The organism is Mesorhizobium sp. M0522 (genome assembly GCF_040321085.1).
GTDB lineage: Bacteria > Pseudomonadota > Alphaproteobacteria > Rhizobiales > Rhizobiaceae > Mesorhizobium.
Window position 1 is genome coordinate 95,626 of record NZ_JAMYQW010000010.1, and the last position, 21,984, is coordinate 117,609.

Consider the following 21,984-nt stretch of genomic DNA (forward strand, 5'->3'; position numbering starts at 1 on the left):
CGAGGAGATGATCCGGCGCGCATTACTCTGGTATAGCAAACTCCTCGCGCGATTCCGGCAACTGCCCGCCGCCGGTGCGATCGACCTTGACCAGGTAACCGAAGGGCGTTGCCGCCGGCGGCGCCTGCGACGTGACGAACGGCCACAGGAACAAGGCGCGCCGCCGCACGTGCCCGGCCGCGAGATCGTTCAGCAGATCGGGAAAGTCGATCTTCTGCGGCAGCGGTGCGGTCGCAAATAGTGCGGTCCCGACGGCGGGGCCGCCGCGCTGCAGCGTCGCCAGACCGTAGGACGATGCCGGCGGCGGCAACACGGGCTCGGCGACGATGCCGATGTCTACCGCGATCGAATGCGCTTTGTTGTCCGTGCCGGTTCCCGTCACCGTCAGCGTGAGGCGATCGCCCGGCAACAGCTGCGCCGGCTGGTCGTTCAGCGCGACCTTCTCGAGCGTGTCTTGCTTCTCTCGCGTCTCGCGCAGGCTCGCTAGCGCGACCGCATAGGCCTTGCGGCCGAGAACCTTGTAGCGAATTCCCGTCGCGCCTGTGGCGACGATGGCGAGGTCGCGCGCCGCGCTTCCGGCGGCCGGCACGACCTGTATGCCGAGCGTCCATTGACGGTCGCTCGGCGCCTCCGGCTCGGCGTTCGGTTTGCGTTCGCGCTTCCAGAACGCCAGATGGATTGTCGCGCCGGTGTCGTATTCGGCCCGGTCGGTCGCCAGCACGTGCGGGATGTTGTCGATGCCGAGCGCGTTGCTCCTCGCGGGGCTGCCGAGCTCGCGATCATAGGCCGGATCGCCGAACGCGAGCGTGAACGGCATGATCGGCAGCCAGCGCCGCCGCGCCGGGACATGCGGCAGCTCGAACTCCAGCACGTTCGGCGGTCCGGGGATCAGTTCCTCGTGGGCGCCGCCCGCCGTGTTGTCGGCTGCCAGAGTCAGGTCGCCTGCAGGATTGGGTCCCGGTACCGCTTCGGTCGGGTCGGCCGGCACGCCGCAGCGGATCGAGAAGCGGATCGGTGTATCGGCCGACGCATCGCGCAATGCGACCGTGATCTTCGTACGTGCCGTCTCGCGCAAGACGGGCTCGTTCACGCCGAAGTCGAGCATCACGCGCCTGGCCTTGTCGTCGGTGCTCGGTTGGTCGTTGTCGTCGACCGACTGCCAGCGCACCTGCCCGAATCGCACGACCGCGTTCCCGACCTGGAGCGTCGCGTGCGGCAGGTGCTCCATTGTGGTGCCGGGCGCGCGCGGCAGCAGGCCGATACGCGCAAGCGCGACCCGCGCCGGGATGTCGCCCGGGACCGTCGCGATCAGGCGAAGCCCGCCGTTCCATCCGGACGAGAGCCAGCCGAGCGCGGGCGCGCCGACGGTCAGCGTCACGCTGCGCGGATTCCGCCTGGGACTTGGATCCGGCACAAGGTCGAAGCGTGCGACAACCGCCGGGCCCTCGATCAGCTTGAGCAGCTTCAGCAGGCCATCCGGATGGCGCTCGTCGCCGGCAATGAAGGTCTGCCGCCGCACCTCGAGTTCCTGATCGGGTGGCAGCATCGAAGAGCGCGGCGCGCGTAGCTGCCGCGCGATCAGCGGGCCGCGCGCGGCGGGACGTCCAAACCGTGCAAAATCCGGATCGAACGGCCTGTCCTGCCAGGTCAGCAGGATGCCTTCGTGCTGCGTCATCATTGCGCCGGGCCGCTGCCCGGTAGTCGTGACCTCGACCTGTCCGGGAAGCAGCGGCGCGAGCCGCGACTGGTCGGCCGCCGGTGTCTGGCTCGCTGCCGGGATGCGGGTTTCGCCGAAGGCCCGCGCCAGCGCCTCGATTGTCGGGGCGCGCGCCCGCGGCGGCGCCAGCACGGCGAGCCGGTCGGGCGGCGAGCGCAGGTTTTTCGCGGCGCGCCGCCGGAATGCGGCGCGCTGCCCCATTGCGATGAAGGCCGCGCTCATGACTTCCTCGCGCGTGCGCTCACCGTCGGGTGTCTTCGCGTCGAGGCTCCACGCCCGCGCCGGCCAGGACAGGCTGCGCGCGCGGCCGGCCCAGGCGCGATCGGTGTTGCGTCGGACCTCCTCGTCGCCGAGCCGCGCATGCATCTGCGCAAGCTCGCCGCTGCGCGCCGCGTCCGGCCAGCCCAGCGCTGGTGAGGCATAGATCGTCGTCGCATGGTCGCGCAGCGCAATCGACGGCTGCCCGACCAGGCCTGGTGCCGCTGCCTTGGCGAAGGTCCAGTCGACATGCGGGAAGGGCGCCGTCGCATCGACGATCGTGCTCCGCTCGGCCTCCGCATCGGCAGCCGGCCGCTTGTCGTGGATCGTCAGATAGCTCGTGTCGACGCGCGCCAGCATCACGACTCGCGGCGCGGCGCTGAGGCTGAAGGCACGCAGCGCGGCCTCGACGCGCTCCGCGCCGTGCACGTCGAGCGCGTTGCTCCACGGATCCGCAAGGGCCGTCGCGAGCGCTTCCGGAAGCATCTCGGCGGCGACCAGACGCTCGTCCGCCACCAGCAGCGTCACGGCAGGTGCCGGTGTGTCCCTCGGCAGGGTACTGACCGGCCACGCGCTAACGGTGAACCGCGTCTCCCGATGCGGCACGTCCTGACTCGGCGCGACGCATCGCACGGTCTGTCCGAACCGGCGGGCGTCGGCTGCGGCGGCGAACGCCTCGGCGACCGTGCGCAGGGCCAGCAGCGTACGCGGGAACAGCGGGCCGGCGAGCGGATTTTTCGGTAAGCTCGTGCTGTCCAGGAACGCCTGGTCGACCGCCATGGTGGCGGTGCGCGCGCCAGCCGCGCCGGTGATCGCCGCAAAGCGCGCCTCGATCAGGCTCTGCGTTCCGTCCTGGGCCGAAAACGTCATGGGCGGCACGCCGTCGAGCCGGCGCGGCGCTCCCGCGGCGGCGTCATGTGCGGCGATCTTGTAACTGCGTGTTGCGCTGTCGATCTGCGGGCAGTCGTCCAGCGGATCGATCCCCGGCGCTCCGTTTGCCTGCGCCCAGGGCAGAATCCATTGCGGCACGAAGGAGACGCCGATCTCCGCCTGGCCACTACGGCCGACCGCCAGCATTCCGGTCGCAACTTCCGTCACGCATGAGCCGGTCAGGACCAGCGTAGACGGAATTGGGTCCGGCGGCGGGGGATTGCCCGGCGCAACCTCGGCGGGCTCAGGATAGGCCTGATTGATCGCGTCAAGAATGGCACCGACCGGAAAGCCCGCATTGGCGAGCGCACGCCGCACCACGCCGGCGATCCGGACATTGGGCTCGGTGCCGCGGTAGCGCGCCATGAATGCGTAACGGGCTGCAGCCTTGGGCGGCTTGAATTCCTCCCAGGCCTCGCGCACGAGCGCATGCATGTCGATCACGCACATCTCGTCGATCGAGGTCCACTTGAGCGGTGTCGCCGCGGGGCTGCCCGGCCAAGCCTGTCCGGTGGCCGGCGCCAGGCTGTGCTCCACCACCGCGCGGAAGCGCCACGGCTCGGCGAGCATGATCGTGCCGTCGCCCGGCGTCTTCACCAGCAGGTTCAGTGGCAGCTCGTGCGCGCAGAGCCGCGGCTCCGCCTCGTGCACCAGATCGAGCGCTGGCGCTCCGCCGATCGTCGCTGCCGGATCCATGATTAGCGAGGTGGTCCACTCCGCCTTGCGGTCGGGGTGCGGATCGAAGCGCGCCTTGCCGACCGCCGCATGTCCGACAGGCCATTTGATCGTGCTTTTCTTCAGCGCGCCGAAATCGGCATCGAGCCGCAGCGACGAGCGCCAGGTCGGCGTGCCCTCCGAACGTCCGACGTGGCGGTGGCGGATCGCCGTGATGCGCTGCGTGGTGCCCGCTTGTGCAGCGTCGAACGCAAACTCCGCGAAGGCCGAGCCAAGCTTCGCGCTCGGCCATGCGGTGACGGCGCCCGACGCGGTGCGCTTGAATACGAACGCGATCGCGCCGCGCATACGTCCGGGCGGCAGCAGAAAGCCGCGGAACAGCTCGGCGCTTCCGATCGTGTCGTCCAGACTGATACGCACCACGCCGGCGTCGTGATCGATGTCCTCGGTGGCCGGTACCGCGACCGACTTGAGCCCGAGCCAATGGACGTCTCGTGCGCCGTAGTCGCGCTGGAATGCGAGCGGGCTGCCGGCGTCGTTAGCGCGCAGCGGCGCGCGCAGTTGCGCGCTGGTCAATGTCAGCACGGGCGCGCCGTTCTTCGGCCACTTCAGTTCGACTCGTTTGAGTTGCAGCGGGCTGTCGCCCGGATCGCCCGAGCAGCTCGCGACGATCGCGTCGGCCTGGAAGTCCGCATCGCGCAGGTCGAACACGCAGGCCTGCCCGAACAGCCGCACCGTCAGGCTGGCGGAAGCGATGTCGACCTCGCCGTTCTGCTCCCTGAGCCCGAGACTCAGCGTGATCGGCACGCGCGACACCGGCACGACCTGCGCCTCTGCGCGGAACACCAGCGCTGCGGTCGATGCCGGGAACGGGTCCTGCGGCGAGGCGCCGACCTTCACCTGGGCAATCGAGCGGAATCCGAACGGCAGCGTCCCGTTCAAGTCGTCGAAGCGCAGCACGATCAGGTTGCCCGACGCATAGACGTCCTCGGCGCCGAACACCATCTGTTGTTGCTGCGCGGGCAAAGGCTCAGTTCCGGCAAGCCCAACGGAGGCGAGCACTTCCAGCAGTGCCGGCGTGCCGTCCAGCTTCATCTCGAATGCGAGGAGCCGCAGTGGTCGCGCAACCAGCGGACCGGCCAGCGGAATCTCGAAGCGGCCGAGCTCGCCGGCGGTCACTGCCGGGTAGAAGCGCCATTCGTACAGCGTCTTCGCGAGCCGGTCGCGGTCGAGTCCTTCGGGATCGGGGCCGGGGGCGGTCTCTACCCCGCCGGAGCGATCGAACACCAGCCTGGCGCCTTCCTTCACCGGAAGATCGCGGAACCAAAACTTAAGCGCGTTCTTTCCGATGACGAGCGAGATCGGCTCGTGCCGGGTGGCGAGCGAGAGACGCTGATCGTCCGGTGCCTTGCGGATGGAAACGTCGCGCGCCGTCATGGTGGCCGAGAACGGCTCGGGGTCGAGCGCGAGCGAGAGCCCGCGCGCGTCGTGTAACTGTTTAGGCTCGGCCCCGTTCGACGGCCGAGGCGCGGCCTTGAACGAGGATGATGCGAACCCGTCGATCTTGATCGTAACGCCGGTGCCCGTCGTGGTCAGCTCGTCGCCCGGACCGATGCGGAAGTCGGCGGTGAGGCCGCCGAGCGCCTTGCCACTAGCATACCAGTCGTCTATGCCGCCGAGACGGAAGGCGCCGAGATTGGCGTGCTGGTCCGGCCGCGTGAGCGCGAAGGCGAAGGCCTGCGGCGTCCAGACATACGGCTCGACCAAGCCGCGCACCAGCCCCGTGGTGGTGGTCTGCGCCGACGCATGCCAGACCCGAATCTCCTTACTGCCGCCGACGATCTTCTCCTGCAGCACCACGCGATCGGCCTGCGTGCGCGCCCGCGCGATGCGACGTGCATTCTCGAACCAGGTGTCGGACAGCCGGCGCGGGTCAAGCGCGGTCGGGGGCGCCTCGGGCGCCGCAACGTCCTGCTTCCTGGCGGGTGCGACCTTCGACTCGGGCGCCTTCGCGTTTGCGAACAGCTCGTCGAGGAGCGGCAGGTCGAAGCGCAGCGAAACCAGCAGGTTCGCGTCCGACGAAAGCGTCGTAGCATTCGGCCCGAGCGTGAACTCGATCCCCGGCAGCGTGAGCGCCGCGACGGCGACGCCGGCCTGCTCGCGCGGCGATGACGGCGAGGCCCCTTCGGCCGCCAGTTCGACCGGCCACGGCCAGCGCCAGGTTCCGTCGCCATGCGCGGTCGTGCCCGACGGCAGCGTGACGTCGGGCAGGCGCCCGCCTTCAGCGAAAACCAGTGAGAGCTTGCCGGTGCGCGCCACCTGCGTCGGCACCAGCTCACGCGTGGCCGACGGATGCGTCGCGCTCTCCGCCGTGCGTGTCATCGCAACCGCAGACACCAGCGCGAGCTGGTCGTGCGGCCGCCACACCAGCAACGGTCCCGCGTCGCGTCTGGCCGCCACCGGAAGCGGGAACTTGACGGCACCGAGCACGCCGGCCGCGATGGTGTCGACTTCGATGGTCCAGCCGGTGGTGTCGCGGCCGCCGAACACGACCGGAATGCTGTGCATGGAAGCCGGGCCGGCATCGCGCGGCGGCAGGACCTCGACCGGCGACGGGCTTGCCTCGCCGGCCCACAACAGGCCGTCGAGCGTGCCGAAGCAATCCGCGGCGGTCAGTGCGATGGTGCGCGCGGTGTCGGCGGCGAGCGGCTTCGTCCACGTAATGGTGATCGTGATGTGGCTCGATGCGACGACCAGCAGGCCGGGAAGGTTGGTGCCGTCCGGTGCCGGATCTCCCGGTTGCACGCCGGATTTGAGCGGCACATCGACGCGCATGAAGCCTGCGAAGGCGGACGGGCCGGTCGCGGCGCGCTTGGCCTTGGGAGCGCCCGGTTTCGGCCTGTCCATCAGCGGGATCTGCGCCCAGCCGCGATCGAGCGCCACGAACGCATAGGGCGGCCATGTCTGCCGCGGGATCGCGCCGGAAGCACCCCAGAGGTCGGAGAGCCGCTCGGCCAGCGCGTCCATCGCCGCCGTGCCGACGAACTCCTGTAGCGTGATGGCGTCCGGATTGCCGAACGGCCTTGCCGCCTGCAGTGGATCGCTCCACGACAGCGTCACCGTCGGTCCCGTGGCCAGCGCCACCGGCCCGTCCGAGGCCGACTCGACCATGAGTGCGAACGGCTCGGCCGGGCTGCGCGCCGCGAGCCGGGCGACATGCCGCATCACTTCGGCAACGCCGGGCTCGCCGCCGCCCGGGTCCGCGCGCGTAAGCACCTTGATACCGACGCCGTCCTCGCGCAGCACGACCTCCGGAATGATTCCCGGCGCGCCACAGCTGTACTGTTTGTTCGCCTTGTCATAGGCGAGCGGCCATGAGAGTGGCGGAATACTGCCCGTGTCGACCTGCAGCACGATGTTGCCGCCGCGCGCCGCAAGATCGCGCGTCATCCACGCAAGGCCGGTCGACAATGCTCGCAAGCTGTCGGTCGAGCCCCCGACCAGATCGAGTCGCATGTCGGTGCGGTTGGCGCGGCGTATCGCGACCAGCCGCAGGCGCAGGTCGAGCGGGGTATTGAGATCGATGCCGAACGGGTCCGGGACCCGGGCGTCGAATTCGACGCCCTCCGGGACCAGCTCGAATGCGATGGCGCGTGCCTTCTTGCCCGGACTGCCGAAGGATTCGAGGGTCGCGATCGTGTCGATTTGCAGGTTGCCGAAGATCAGGACCCGCTGTTCGGCGAGCGGCGTCCAGTCCATCGACAGGCGCTTGGTGAGGGCCGCCGATCCGTGCTGCTTCGGATTAGCGTAGCCCACTCGCATTGTGCCGCTGGTCGCGCGCAGCGTCGGCGCGACTAGCTGGAAGTGGCCGTCCGCGTCTTTCTCGAAAGGCTCCTCCGGCCAGGCGCCGCGCGGCGCGACGCGCAGTTCGGAATAGCGCGGCTCCTTGTCATCGCCGGTCAGCTGGACCGGTTCGAAGCCGGCCGACAGGATCTCGATCGCCGCCGCGTCGTCTCCGCCGCCGAACCGCACCGTCGTCGTCGCGGCAGCCAAGAGCAGCGGTTGATGCAACGGCACGGTGGTCTTCGCGTTCTTCGATACCTCGCCGATGATCGTGGCGTGGATCGGATCCGCGGTCTGCGTCAGCAGCCGGATCGAGTGATTGCGCACCACAGGGTCGTCGCCCATCGCTTTGAACGGGTGTCCGAGGTTGACGCGCGCTTCCCAGACCCGCTCGTCGGCGCTGAAGTCGGGGCCTTCAAGTGCGATGCGACGGAAGGGTGTCATTGACATCGTTTCGCTTCCCCGGCGGACCTAACGATCGCATCCTCGGCGGGATCGGCGCTTCCGCGGAAGACCTTCAAACCGGGCGTGCGTCCGGGACCAAAGACTTGTCCGCTCATCGCGCGATCCGCGAACGCCACGAGTGCGTCGCGGTCTCCCGTATGGGTCACGGCTGTCATGATCGCCGTGATGATCTTTTCGCGTTCCTCGTCGGTCGGCGGCATGCGCAGCAGTAGCGACATCGCGCGCCACGTCACCGGATTGTTCGCCGCCAGCCTCGCGAGCGCATTGATCACGGTGGCGTCGACCAGCGCGTTGCAAGGGAAATGTACCAGCACGTTCTCGCCGCCGTCTTCGAGCGCGGCGAGATCAGCAATCGTCGCCGCCGTAAAGGGCGTTGCCTCCACCGCCTCGATCAAGGCGACGATCTGCGGCCGGTTGGCCACCGGGTCGGCATGGATTGCGACGCGCGCAATCGCGTCGATACAGGCGGGCAGCATCCGCGCACCGTTCTGGTCTTTGACGAGGCCGAGCGCCAGCGCCGGGGCGGCCAGACTCTCGGGAAGGGGGCTCGCGAAAGGCGGGAAATCATGGAACCGATTGTCCGTCGCGTGCTCCTTGCGAGCCGCGGAGAGCCGGCGCATCTCGACGCGGATCGGCTCGCGCACGCCGGCGTCGAAATCCGCCTGACTGTACCCGACGGCGGTGTTGTTTGTCTGCAGTTGCCGCAGCGCTTCGCGTTGCGCGATGCCGGCGTCGGGAGGCCCGCGCCAATCCCCGGTCGCCGTGTGGGCGATCTTCACCGCCGTCGGTCGTCCTTGCGGCAGCCGTGGTAGGCCCCAGGCGAACGCATTGACCGTCAGGCTGGTCGGTGGCGGCGTATTGCCGTCGGTGTCGACCCAGACCTGCAAGAAATCCAGGATCGCCTTGCCGGTGGTGTTGGGCGCATAGGGGGTGTAGGCGTCGCGCCACACCTTCACGTCGGCTTTGAATTGCGCGAAGGCGGCCGCATTGGTGTTCGACACCGGCGTCACCGTCACGGTCGCGGCGGTCTGAGGCACGAGCTCCTGCCAAGGGGCACCTGCCGCAAAGGCCTGCGGTTGCAGTTCGATCAGCTCAAGCGGATTGTGCGTGGTCCCGCCGATCGCAACCGGCTCCACGCGCGGCGCGAAGGCTTCCGTGGCGAGCTCTTCGTGTTGCTGCAGCCTGGCCGAGATCGCGGCCTGCCACCACACTGCGGCGCGCTCGTCGCAGCGATGCAGCTCGTCGCGCTTGGCCGATCCCGTCGCGAACAGCGGTCCGATGACGTTGATGCGATGGCCTGAGGCGGTGGCGCTCCCCTCGGTGCGCTGCTCGCCGATCACGTCAAGCTCCGCTGAGGCCGACGCGAGGCCGGCGCCGTCGATGGTCAAGACCCTTATCTCGTAACGGGCGAACGGATCGGGGAGCGTGAACACCTCTGGTATCGCTTCCTGCGACAGCCAGATGGGACGCGTGTCCACGGGCATGCCGTCGACCAGCCGCACCAGCGGGACATGGAACGACACATAGATGCCATGATCGACACCGTCGCGGCGCTGCACCGACCAGCGTGGAACGGGTGTCTTTTCGCCGAACAGATCCTGCTTCCACGGCAGATGCAGGTCGTAGTGTCCCTCCTCGACGGTGGCGATCACCGGGTCGGATACCACCACGCCGGCCGACGCGAAAGCCGCCGCGTGGATGCGGAAGAAGAACGGCAGCGCCTCGGTCCGCAACGCCAGCATGCCGCGCCAGCCGTCGGTGTAGCGGCCGTCAGGATGCGCCGCGAGCCCGCCGAACTTGTCGTCGCTGGCGATCAGGCCGGCGGGTTCGGGCCCCTGCGCGAGTGCGCCGAAGCCGTCCGCGGTGTTGATGTCGGACTTGAGATCCTGTGCCCAGCGCTGCATCGGGAATTCGCGCCAGAAGCCGACCGCCGTGGTTTCGAACGACAACGCGCCTTCGACTGTTACATTGGCTTCCGACAGGAGCTCTTCGGTGTGCCGCTTGTAGATGAACTCGATCACGCGCCGCGACTTCTTCGGATCGTTCACGCCGGGTGGTAGGATTTCGATCCGCTTTGCGTCCACCAGCACCGGCGGCGCAAGCGGCTCGGTGCGCGGGATCACGATGTCGAACAGACGCCGGCTCCAGCTTTCCTCGAAACGGCTCTGCTTATCCTCGATGCCCGCGAGCGAGTGGCTCCATGCGCCGAACAACTGCGGCACGCGCGGACTGGCCTCGTCATCGGCGCCGCGCATTGCATCGACGAAGCTCTCGTAGCGGCCGAACGGCTTAATTGCATAGCGCTTCAGCCGGCGCTTGCGGTCGTCATGGGTCAACAGCACCTCCATGGACCCATCGTCCTGCAAACCGACACGCCACGGATCGGGCCGCGTGACCTCGGCGAGCGAGAAATGGACATCGCGCGGCGGCCGCGTTGCGGGCGCGTGCTCGATGAAGCGGCGCGTCCAGTCCGGGATGCGGGCGATCAGAGCGATTTCTTCCGCCCCGCCGGTCGGCCAGCCCTCGGGCCAGTGCCGCCGCGCATAGTGGCGCAGCGCCGCGTTGGCGCCGCGGATTCCGGCATGCACGCGAGCCAAAGCGACGTAGCGCTCGGCCGCCATGTCGCCGAAGCGCCCAAACGGCTCCAGCCCGGAAACGGCCATCGGGTCGGTGATTTCCGCGACCGTCCCGCCACCGGCCCAAGCCTCGCCGAAGACTGCGAAAGCATTGCCCTGCGCCACGGTGGCCCGCACCAGCGCGACGACCTCTCCGTCCTTTGCCCCCGCGACGTCCAAGCTCACGCTCCATTGCTGGCCGGACGAGCCGGTCAGCGCGTGGTTCAGGTCCTGCTGCCCCGAGTTGCCGTCGAAGTTCGACAGCGTCATCGACGGCGGCTTGGCGAGCCGCGTCGTGAGGTCGAGGACATCTGCGACCGCGATGGTTGCGGGACCGATCTTCTTCATATCGATCTCGAGCCCGGGTGCGTTGCCGCTCTTGCGGATCGTCAGATAGGCGACCGGTTTGTCGATCGCGGTCTGATCGCCGTGGTAGCGGGCCCAGCGGTCTGGCAGGGGCCGCAGCGCGATCTGCGTCAGCGCGAGCGCGTCGCGCTTGAGCAGTTCCTCCACGTCGTCCCGGGTGGTGCCGGGTGTGCCGCCATCGAACGAGGTGAGCCGCATCGTGCCGCCCGCGCGCGTCACGACCTCGACGAACGGCGCGCCCAGGGCGAGCGCGTCGTACCAGGCGAGCGCCTGCGTCATCGCTTTTTGCAGCTGCGCGAGCGCGTCGGCCGGAGCGAGGTAATCGCGCGTCTCGGTGTCGTACAGTCGCAGCCCGATGGCGAGCCCGAGCGTGCGCAGGATTCCCCAGCCATAGGGATCGCGCTCGGCGGGCGTTTCGTCGAGCCAGTCTGCGATATCGGTCGCGCCGACCTTCGGGGTCGGCTCGAGCACCGGCTCGTAGCGTCGATAGGTCGAGGGTTCGCGATCTTCGGTGATCGACCTGATGTCGACCGGGAATCTTGCCTGGACGGGCGGCACGGTGACCGGCGGTGTGCCGCTGGCCGGCAGGTCGCAACTTAGCAGGAGGCCGACATTGGCGTAATTGCCGGGACTCTTGGCGAGGTCCTGCACAAGATCCTTCCGTGCGCGCGCGGAAAAACGGGTGACCAGCCGTGCCATAGCGGCTTGGAGGCCTTCCTTCTTCTCCTGAGCGGTCCGCATCGCGGGAGAAAACGTGAAACGCAGCCTGTCGGGGAACGACGTCGCGACGCCCGAACGGAAGCCGAGCACGCCCGGCGCGAGCGCCATCGGCCAAGGGTCGAGTCGAAATTCGATCGCGACGCATTGCTTGAGAGTCTGCGCCGTCAGCTGCGTGTCGAACGTGGCCTGGTCGTACTTGAGCGGCGGGAACGCGGCCGGCGGCATCGCATCATAGCGCGCCAGGTCGATCGCGTCGGCCAGCACCGGGTGCAGCGCCGGATCGAGGTCTACCGACCACTCGGCGCTGGCGAGCACGATGGCGGGCGCTCCGCCGGTGCCGCTCCGGCGCGCCGTAATGGTGACACGCGCGTCACGGAACTCCTGCGGACGATCCTGATGATGCTGGCCGGCTTGCGCCGGGTCCCAAGTCAGCTGCTGCAGCAGCGTGCGTAGCCGTCGCGCGGTCCAACCGTCATTGTCGAGGAACGGACCGGGCGCGGGCGGCGTCGTGCCCTGGCGCCGCAGCACCGCATAGGATCGCTCCCCGACCTTGAGACTTGCGATGAAATCGGTGGGGCGGCCGTTCGAGAGCAACTCGGTAAGCACCGTCTCGTCGACATTAATCGAGAGCGCGCGCCGCAACGTTTGCGCGGGCCACGTCAGGTAGGATTCAGCGGGCGAGTACCAGGCAGCCCGGCGCCCGGCGCTCTTGGTCTGCAGCCGGCGCGTCTCGCTCGGATAATGCGCCTCGACCTTGGCGAAATCCGCGATCTCGGGCGGGTCGAGCCGCGCCATTGCGGCTGGAAGCGCCTGCACGCGCGCCACATGGCGCGCCGGCAGCCGCGTGAACAACAGGGCGACGGTATCGTTGTTCGCGAAAGGCGCGGTCCCGCTCGCGTCGGTGCAGACCAGCACGAGCTTGCGATAGCCTGTCGCCGTGATCGCCGCGGTCAGGTCGAAGGCGAGCCAGCGCGACGGATCGCTCGCCTTTACCAGCCGCACCTGTCCCTTCACGCGCTCGGATGATTCGTTCAGCAGGTCGAGCAGGGATGTCCGGTTGGCGCCCGACTTGTCGCGCAGATCAGCGAAGATCGCGGTCGCCTGCGACTGCACCGTGCGATTGAGTCGCAAGGTCCCGTTTCCCGGATCGGCGTCGTCCGCCGCCGTGCTGAACTTGTAAGTAATGCTTACCGCCGCGGCAGCCGTCGTTGCGCCCTCAACCTCGCCGGCCGCATCGGTCTCGAACAGGTCGAACCCGCCGAACAGGCGGGCGAGCCGCCGCGCGCTGTTCTTTCCCGCATGCGTGTCGTCGGCGGCCGGACGTCCGTTCCAGCGCACCCGCGTGGCGACGCGCCGTTCGCCGTCGCGCAAAAGCACGAGGCCCGGATCATTGGCCGTTGGTGCCAGCAGCCTCCTGAGCAATCCCGATTCGGTCGGATGCCAGACCAGCACGCGTCCGGACTCGCCTCCGAGGTCGTCGAACAGCAGCGGCGCGGCGTCGATCGCCACCGGATGCTCGAACACCTCGACCGGCGTCGCGATCGGCGGCAGGTTCGCTGCCGGCGCGTTGGCCGGGCGGGAGTCGATCAGCATGGTGATGTCGACCGGGCACCAGGGCGCGGGCGCCTCGGCCTTCGGATCGTGTTTCGGCCGGATCGCAAAGCGGACGCCGAGCGCGCCGTCGCGCGCCCGATCGTCGCCCGACACGTCCACGCCGATCGTGCGCAAGAACTTGTCGAGATCGCTTGCGCTGTTCGAGCCGACCTGCTTCAGGCCATAGCCGTCCGCGTGTGCCAGCGGCCGCGGATCTTCGAATGACGGGATCTGGTTCGGCGTGTTGTTCGACTTGTTCTTCGGCAGCGCGAACTCAAAATCCTCGTCGGCGACCTGCTTCCCGGCGAAATCGCCGGCCGACGGTCGTGCCATCGCGTCGCTCACGGCGTCGCTGCCGTAGAGTCCTGTCGGGACGGTGCGCTCCTTGCGCACCCGCACGATGTAGGTCCGCTTGTCCTCGATGTTGCCGCGCTCCGCCGCCTGCTCGCCCTTCGCTGGCGGCAGATCCAGCCCGTCGTCGAGGCCGAGCGCCATGGCGGGCCGGGCGGCGCGCGCGTCGATGCTGCGGATCTGGCCGTCCTCGCCGCGGTATTCGATATGCAGCACCGCACGGCGGACGCCGTCGCGCGGATGGCACCGCGGCCCGACGTCGAGTTGCAGCGGCGTCGGCGCGCCCTCGGTCCCGGCCGTATCCACCGGCACGACGATGTAGCGGACGCTGGCGACCGCGTCGCCCGGCTTGCCAGCGCCCGGCACGATCGCGGCGCGCAGTCCTTCTGGCAGGTCGGTTAGGTCGTCGACATATTGCGCATTCGGGCGGAGGAAGCGCCACACGAACTCTCCGCTCTCGGGATCGCGCACCAGCCGTATAGGCGCCGCAGCCTTCACCGTCACGCGCCGCGGCGGCACCGCGGCCATCACGCCGTCCGCGCCCATCAGGATGCGCTCGATACGATAGTGCTTGAGATCGAACTCCGGATCGTTCCAGACGCCGGTCGAAGGACCGAAGGCCGGCTCCAGATCCCAATCCAGCCGGATGCCGGTACGCGTTGCCTCGACCACCGGCTCGGCCAGCTTCGGGCCCCGCTCGCGGAACATGCGCTCCGGCGCGTTGAAGAGATGGACCGAGTGCTCGATCGGGCCGATCGTCGCGTTCGCTGCATCCAGTTTGAATCGTGCCGCGCGCGGCGCATCCTTGTCCTTCGCCGGCGGGTCGAACAGCATGTCGATCTGGGCTCGCGTCACCACGAAGGCGACGCCGAGCGACCGCACATCAAGGCCGGTCGCGGCGGCTTCGGACTGCCAGGCGGCAGTGCCGCCAATCGCGAGCTTGCCGGCCGACTCGCCCAGCGACGCAATAACCGCGGAACGGCGCTCCTCGACGTCGTTGGCGGCCCGCTCCTCGGCCTTCAGCGCGAGTTGGTCGCGACCCGCCTCGGCGAGAACCTGCGCGGCGGCCTCGCGCGCTTCAGGCAGTCGCTCGGGATCCACCTGGATGGGCCGGGCAACCGGCTCGTGCAGATCCGCCACGGTATCCCCGGTGCGCACGAAGCATTGCCCAAGGAACTGGCCGAGCGACAGCGTGTCTTTTCCGGACTGGAATGCCGTCCGGCCGACATCGTAAGTGATTTCGATCGCGGTGTTGTCGCCGAACACGACGTCGCGCGTGGCATTGCCGGCGTTGTTCTTGCGCGGCTCGAGCTTAGTGACCGTGACGGTGCCGGTCAGCGAGCCTTTCCGGATCAGCAGGGATGGAGCAACCGCGCCGTTCGCGTCGAATGCCGATGGCGGCGCATAGAAGGTTCCGAGCGGCCCCGTCTCGCTCGTATTCGGCAGATCGACTCCGGGGTCGGAATGATCGCGCGGCACGAAGATCATGACGAACCGCTCGCCGGTGCGGGCGCCCGCATCGCCGGCCACTGGGAACAGCATCGCCCAATAGCCGCTTGGCTGAAGGTTGCGGCCGGTCGGCGTCACGGCGACCGACGTCGGTACCTCCGACACAGCGTCGTGCTTGTCGAGCGCGTGGTCCACCACCTGGTCGGCATCGCGCGACGCCGGGCCGCGCGGTTGCTCCGGCGCCGGCGGCGCGACACCTTGCTCGGCGTCGGGCGTTGCCACCGTGAGGCCGAGCGCGAGGAAGCGCTCGACCCGGCTGCGCGCGGTGCTGAGCGCGCCCTCGTTGAACCCGACTCCGACGCCGAGACGGATCGAGCGGCCGAACGCGCCGACTCCGACCGACGCTGCGGCACGTCCGCCGATCGCCCGCGGCGACACCGCAACTTCGAGCGCAATCGAGAGGGTGAGCGAGAGCGAGAAGCCGATCTCGAGATGGATGTCGGTGAACCCGACCGAGAATTCGAGCCAGACCCGGACCTGCAGCGAGATCGAGACGTCGAACGCAAGCGATCCGTAGAACAGCGTATCGTTGAAGCGCTTGATCGACAGATAGGCGATGAATTTCGCGTCGATCGAGAAGTCAGCGCGCGCGATCACCGACGCGCCGAAGGAGCGCCCGCCGACCATGCCGCCAATCTGCGCGAATCCCTTGGCGCGGAACGCGATGCCGTAGAGGATCGACAGGTCCTCGACGCGATTGACCAGCCCGCCCTGGCAGACGATCTGGAACATGCTGCCGCGCTCGAAGGTGAAGCCGAGTTCGTAGGGCCAGCCGAACTCTTGGTGGAACAGGCCCGGGCGGATATAGGTGGTGGCCGACCAGCGCACCGCCTTCATCGCCATCACCAGCGGCGCCGGCAGTTCGGGATGCTTGCCGTCGACATCGCCGGTGCCGTCGGCGATCATCCGCGCCAGGAACTCCTTGCGCGGCACCGACAGATAGACGTAACCGCGCAAGGTCGGGTTGGTGCGCCAGGCATCCGCCGTCGCACTCGAATCGTGCCAGTCCGCATAGTTGCGCGCGATCCACACGCGCGCGTTCATGAAGAAGGTGAGATCGCTGCGCAGTGCCGCGACGATGTCGAACAGCACGGGATTGGGAAGGTCTTTTTCCGCGGCGGCATTGTACTCGCTCTCGCCTGAGGCGCTGGAGATGCTGATCAGCCCGCGTAGCGCAAGCGTGAGGCGGTTGCCCGCAGCTTCCGGCTCCCAGGCCCTCACAGTGGCAAGCTCGCCCTGGTATTTCGAGATGTCGTCGAGGACTTGGATCAGCTCCTTCACGTTGCGTACCTGATCGGCGCGATTGAACGCCGCCAGTGTGAAGCGGTACCCGAAGCCGAAGCCGACCTCGCGCAGATAGATCGGTCCGAGCGGCGTCGGGATCTCGATCGAGAGCTCCCCGGCCTCGCCGTATACGAAGAACGCCTGCCGCAACTCGCCACCGCGCTTCTGCAGCTCAAGGAAACCCATCGACGCCGCCATCTGGCCCCAGCCCTTGATGGTCAGCTTGCCCGACGCGAGGAAGCCGTGCGCGGTGACGTCGGCCGGTAGCGCGCCGGGCTTGTACAGGCTCGGCAGCTGATCATCGACTGCGATCGCGGTGCCCTCGATCGAGGCCGCACCGCCGAAACGCACCCCGACGGTGAGCCCGTCGAAGCGCACCTGCGGCAGGGTCGCACCGTCCTTCGGCGGCGCGATCCAGAGCTTGTGGAAATCGAACCGCGGGCTGACCATGTCGCCCGCCTCGACAAAATTGACCTGGCCCGAGACCGACATCGCGGGCTTGCCGCCGAAGGCCGGCGAGGCTGGGTGAAAGCCGATGCCGCGCAGCTCGAAGGTGAACAGGTTGAAGAAATTGATCCGCTTCTTCGGCTCGACCGCGACCTGGAACTCGATCGCGCGCAGCAGCATTGAGGAATCGCGCGCGAGCGGCGCCTTGTCGAGCGTGATGGTTAGGCTGCCAAAGTTCTTCAGCAGGCCGTCGGTGAACTCGCCCGGGCGCGGCTTGAATTCTGCCGATCCGGTGAGCGTGAAATAGAAGTGATATCCGGCGCCCTCGGACGAGAAGTCTTGGAACTGCAGGCCGACCGCTGAGAGCGTCAGCTTGCATCGCGTGCCGTGGCAGACGATCGGATCGTTCGACTTGTCAAGTGTAGCCTCGGCGCTTTGCACGATCAGCGCGCCGTCCTTGCCGCGCCCCATCGAGATCGTGATAGTGGCGTTCGCCTCGCCGACGAGCTCGGGCGGCAACTGTCCCGCGCCCTTGATGGAGAAGGCCTGAATCTGACTGCGCTTGATCGACAGGCCGCCGCTGTCGAAGCGGAACGGCATGTCGACGCCGGCGAGCTGCACCGGGTTGTCGGGGTCGGTCTTGGCATTCAGATCTAGCCCGCCGCGCGAGAGCCCGAGCTCGTCGACTTTGAACACGATGCCGCGGCCGCCGCTTGCGACCCTGCCGTAGGCGAGGTCGAGCCGCGCGCTGCCGGCAAGCGCAAGGCGCACGTCGCCCTTGGAGAAATCCAGCTTGTAGAAGCCGTATTCGGCCGGCAGCACGTCGCCGGGCTTGTGCGTCATGGGAAGAATCTCGCCCGACAGACCGAATATGTTGAAGTGGCGCTTGGCGCTCTTGCCCTTAATCTCGATCGTCTCCGGACCGGAGAAGCGAAAATCGAGGGTCTTAAGATTCAGCTCGAGCGTGAGCGGGAATTCGACCTTCGTCTCCCCGATGCGCAGCTCGGCATCGAGCGGCAGCCCGACCACGCCGTGGGCGCCTTTCTTCGGAGTCCCCGGCTTGACCGAGACGTACTGGTCGAGAGTTTTCAGGAAACTCGGATCGTTTCCCGTGGACGACTGCAGGAACGGCAGCAGCCGGTCGACCGTACCGGGCGCGATCTTCGCGTCGATATCCAGCTGCGACCAGTTGATCGGCTCATAGCTGACCGGTCCGCTGACACCGGCAATGCTGACCGCGTTGGTGACCAGCGGCGTGACGTTCGCGACCATCCTTTCGAAGAATGTCGGCTTGCCGGCGCGGAATCGGAAGATCACGATCGGATCGCCCGTGGCGAGCTTCGCCGAAATCTGGATCAGCCGCTCCGCGAGGCGCTTGCCCTCCGCGTCGGTATCGGCAACCGACTCGATGCCGGAATCGCGCGACAGCCACAGGTCGGTTCCGAGCGTGAAGGGAGCACCGGCCTGGCCCTGCAGCGCGATCAGCGCGACACTCGGCGGCCCGTCCAAGTCGATCACGAGGGAAGGGCGCCAGTCGAGCGGCACGCTGGCGTCCAGAGCCGCCAAGTCGCTGGTGAACGCCGCGTTCGGAGCTGCCGTCCAGGCGGGCGAGACCACGATCTGGCGCAGCGCGAAGCTGCGCGAATCGAGCCGGACTTCGATCGCAATATGCGGGTCGCCGGCGGGAAGCTGGCGGAGCGCGTTGCACAGCCAGCGCACGGCCTCCTCGAGCGCCTTGACGACCGCCTCCGCGACGCCGAGCAGCGCGTCGAGTGCGCCGCCGCCTTGACGCGCCAGCCACCGCACCGCGGCGCCGGTCATCGCACCGATGCGCTCGAGCACCGCGAGCAGGCCGGTGTCCGGCACGCCGGGCTTCGGTAGAGGGATCGCGCCAATCAGCCGGATCAGGCCCTCGGCGGCATCGGCCGCTTCGTGCGCCACAAGCATAACGAGCGCGACCGGATAGGGCTCAACGATATCGAGCCGAGTCAGCTTGCCGGATGACGCGCCGGTGGTTGAGTTGTAGCTCTGCTGAAAGGTCGCCCCGAGCGCCAGCAGCAGCGCGGGATCGCTCTTCGCCCGGATCAGTACCCGCGGCAGGTCGAGGGTGGCAGTGACGTTCGCGCCGGCGGCCTGCGGAAGATGGATGTCGGCGCTGATGTCGATCTTCAGCTCGCCGGGATCCAGCTCGATCGTGAACGGCAGGGCCTCCGGCCGTTCGATGATCTTTCCCCGCAGCGGAATCGTCTGCGTGGCGGCCTTTATCTTGCCGGCGAGTGAAAAATTGCCGCCGCTCGACAGCGCGACATTGAAGTTCTTGATGTCGGCGATCTTTATCTGGGTCGGATTGCCGTTCGAATCTCTGGTGTCGCAAACGAGCTCGCCCGTCCCGTTCTGCGTCGTCGTGATCGCCAACCGCTTCTGCGCATCGATCGCGAATGCGATCGCCGGTTCGGCGCTCCATTCGACGTGAAGCGGCTGATCGAGCTCGCCGGCTTTCGGGATCGGAAGGTCGAAACGTAGCAGCGTGGAGAGGCGATTGACGTCCAGCGTGACCCAGTTGAGCGACGGCCAGTTGATCCTCGGCCAGCGGAAGTCCAAGGCGGGAATCTTGGCGGCTGACGGAGCCTCGAGCGACAGCGACGGGACTGCATTGATCACCCCCCCGCGCGTCACCACGACTTCGAGTAGCATCGCGGCGGTGCAAGTGTGCCCGTCGAGCTGCACCGTGCCCTTGGCGTTGAGCCGCGCCGTCAGCACCGCAGCATCGTCCGCCGGCTTTGGCTGCAGCGTCGGATCGAGCAGCAGTAGATCGATCGCGAGTTGCGCGGTCGCGCTGGCGCCGGCAAAGCCGACGCCGTCAATCGCCAGGAAGGCACCGGCCGCTACATTCACATTGATCGAACGGTTTGCCAGCTCCTCGCGCATCCGGTCGCGCAATCGCTCCAGCGCGACGGCGAGATCGGCCTTCGCAGCGTCTCGCAGCGCCTTGATCTCGGCCTGGATTTCATTCCAGGTCTTCAGTCGCCCGCCGGTGACCAATTGATCGGGCAGGTCGAACGCAACCTTGAACTCGCCTTGGCCCAGCACTGTAGCGTTGCTGCGGGCCGTGACTATGAGGGCGTCTACCGTCGAGCCAGTTGATCTTCGCGCCGCAAGATCGACTGCGTAATCCGAGCCCGTGGCTGAATATAATTGAATGACGTTCACCATGCCCCCTCGGTCTGGCTCGCCAATAACTTATTTTTTGCCAGTAGATCACATTCCGGCTGCCCTTGCTACAGTAAAGTGGAAGTTGTAAGCCTAAGATGATTTTAAGAACGAAAATATGCGCAGCGTGGCCGTGGCGAAGTTCGCGCTACGGGTTTCGGTTCGGTGAAGCCTGCGGCTAGGGGGGGTGATGGCTGATACGGATGTGCTCGCGGTCGTGTGGGGCGAGACCAATAGGGTCACGTCCAAGGACGGCTCCAATGCAACCTTGGCGCGGCTGGAGGCGGTCGTAGCCAAGCTCGCAGCGCTGGCGAAGAAGCGTGGCTTCGATAGCAACTTAAGCAAGCTTCCGCCCCCCCGCGTCGGGTCACAACAAGCGCTGCGCTATCAGAAAATGATGGTGACCGTCGAAGCAGTAGAGGGAGGCACGTGGAGCGGTGCGGCGCTGCCGGCGCGTGCGGCTATATGGGAGATCACCATCAATGGCAGTCCGCGTCTTGACCAACCGCTGCCAAAGGCAGTTAGTTGGATTACTGATCAAGATGTCGCGAGCGGGGGTGATTTCGTGGTCGGCGATGGCTCCGACGGGCGCTTGTATCGCCTGTTCGAGACCGAGAAAGCTGCCTCTGACCACCAATTGCCATTCGCCTCGGCGGTCACCGGGAGCGGTATGCCGAAGCCGGAGGCCGCGAATCCGTTCAGAAAAATCGCATGGGCGATCGGCATCACTGCGGCCGTTGTGTTTGTGCTGGGTGGCGCGTTGTCGGTCTGGACCGGCCGGTCGCTGAGCGATGCGCGCAACCTTCTCGTCACCACCAACCCCACCTACCAATACGAGCTACTTACGGCAGTGACTGAGTTCTGCGCTGTCGACTACAAAGCATTTCCGGACGGCGCCCAATCAGCTGTCTGTGGCAAGCTCTTGGAAGGTAACGAACTTCCGTCCAAAAACAGCGAAGAGCGCTATGATTTTTCTCAGGCCGTATCGGTTCTCGCTGACGCGAAGTCCTGCCCGGCAGCTCCGAGCAAGGACGGATGCAACACGATTTGGCGTGCGGCGATTGTCGTCGGGCAGAAGCACAGCTGGAAGGCGGGCCTGTTCCAGTTTCTGAACGATACTTCGGCTTCCCTGAGTGGAGTGACTTCAGCCGCAGGATCGGCTTCTGTGCTCGTCTCGTTCTTGATGTTGGTCTGCGGCATCGCAGGGTTGACGGTCGCGCTTGGCCTGGGGACCAAGCAACGCGTTGCCGGCGTCTGGATCGACACTCGCAACCGGGTATCGCTAGCACGAGCACAGGTCACGCTTTGGACCGCTGTAGCGCTCGCAGGCTACACCACATTCGCACTATTCAATGTTGGTTTTGCCGGGATTGCCGGAGCGGCTGCAGCGTCGGCGGGCGGCGGTGCGCTGGGGATTTCAACCTTCGGAGCGTTTCCAGCGATACCTGCTTCGGTCGCCGCCGCGCTCGGAATAGCGGCAGTTTCGCCAATGCTATCAGCGCTTATTCTACCCACCAAGGATGCGACCGGCAACAAGGTGGACCTTGCGATCCGGGGCAGCGATGGGGATTTGAGAAGGCGCGGAGCCCCATTTTTCGGCGCTGAATCAGAAGGCTTGGAGAAACGCGCGTCGCCGCGGCTCGCTTCCATCGCAGACATCTTCATGGGGGAAGAGATTGCCAACGCCGACACCGTGGACGTGTCGCGCCTGCAAAACGTTGTCATAACAACAACGCTGGTGCTCGGGTTCTTCTCCATCCTGGTGGCGATGACCACAGTCGGCGCAGACCAATTGATTGGAGCGAAGGCAGTGATCTTCACGAGTTTGCCGGAGCTTGGCGCGACGTTCACTGCTCTGTTGGTTGCGAGCCATACTACGTATTTGATCTCGAAGGCGCATGATGCCCAACCCCTCAATCCATTGGATCAACAAGTCGATTCGTGAGCGAACCGACCAATATCAGCATGCGCATTACCTGAGCTCAGGTATGCTTGCGGTCG

Annotated in this window: 3 protein-coding genes; 1 reads left to right on the forward strand and 2 read right to left on the reverse strand. The window is 67.1% G+C overall.

Features of this window, described 5'->3' with window-relative positions; all coding sequences use genetic code 11:
- Positions 1–22: 22 nt before the first annotated feature.
- Both NKI58_RS14285 and NKI58_RS14290 read right to left on the reverse strand, forming a co-directional pair.
- Entirely contained in the window at positions 23–7,873 is a 7,851-nt protein-coding gene (locus tag NKI58_RS14285; protein WP_352853362.1) for a hypothetical protein, read from the reverse strand.
- The gene (locus tag NKI58_RS14290; protein ID WP_352853364.1) at positions 7,864–19,986 is read right to left on the reverse strand and encodes a hypothetical protein; all 12,123 of its coding nucleotides are present in this window, start codon (positions 19,984–19,986) and stop codon (positions 7,864–7,866) included. The genes NKI58_RS14285 and NKI58_RS14290 overlap by 10 nt, the downstream gene beginning before the upstream one ends.
- A gap of 187 nt (positions 19,987–20,173) precedes the next feature.
- Between NKI58_RS14290 and NKI58_RS14295 the strand changes: the two genes are divergently transcribed.
- Entirely contained in the window at positions 20,174–21,928 is a 1,755-nt protein-coding gene (locus tag NKI58_RS14295) for a hypothetical protein (protein ID WP_352853366.1), read from the forward strand.
- Positions 21,929–21,984 lie beyond the last annotated feature (56 nt).

Coding starts and splice junctions, on each gene's coding strand:
- NKI58_RS14295 (WP_352853366.1), top strand. CDS start 20,174: ATGGCTGATACGGATGTGCTCGCGGTCGTGTGGGGCGAGACCAATAGG.
- NKI58_RS14290 (WP_352853364.1), bottom strand. CDS start 19,986: ATGGTGAACGTCATTCAATTATATTCAGCCACGGGCTCGGATTACGCA.
- NKI58_RS14285 (WP_352853362.1), bottom strand. CDS start 7,873: ATGTCAATGACACCCTTCCGTCGCATCGCACTTGAAGGCCCCGACTTC.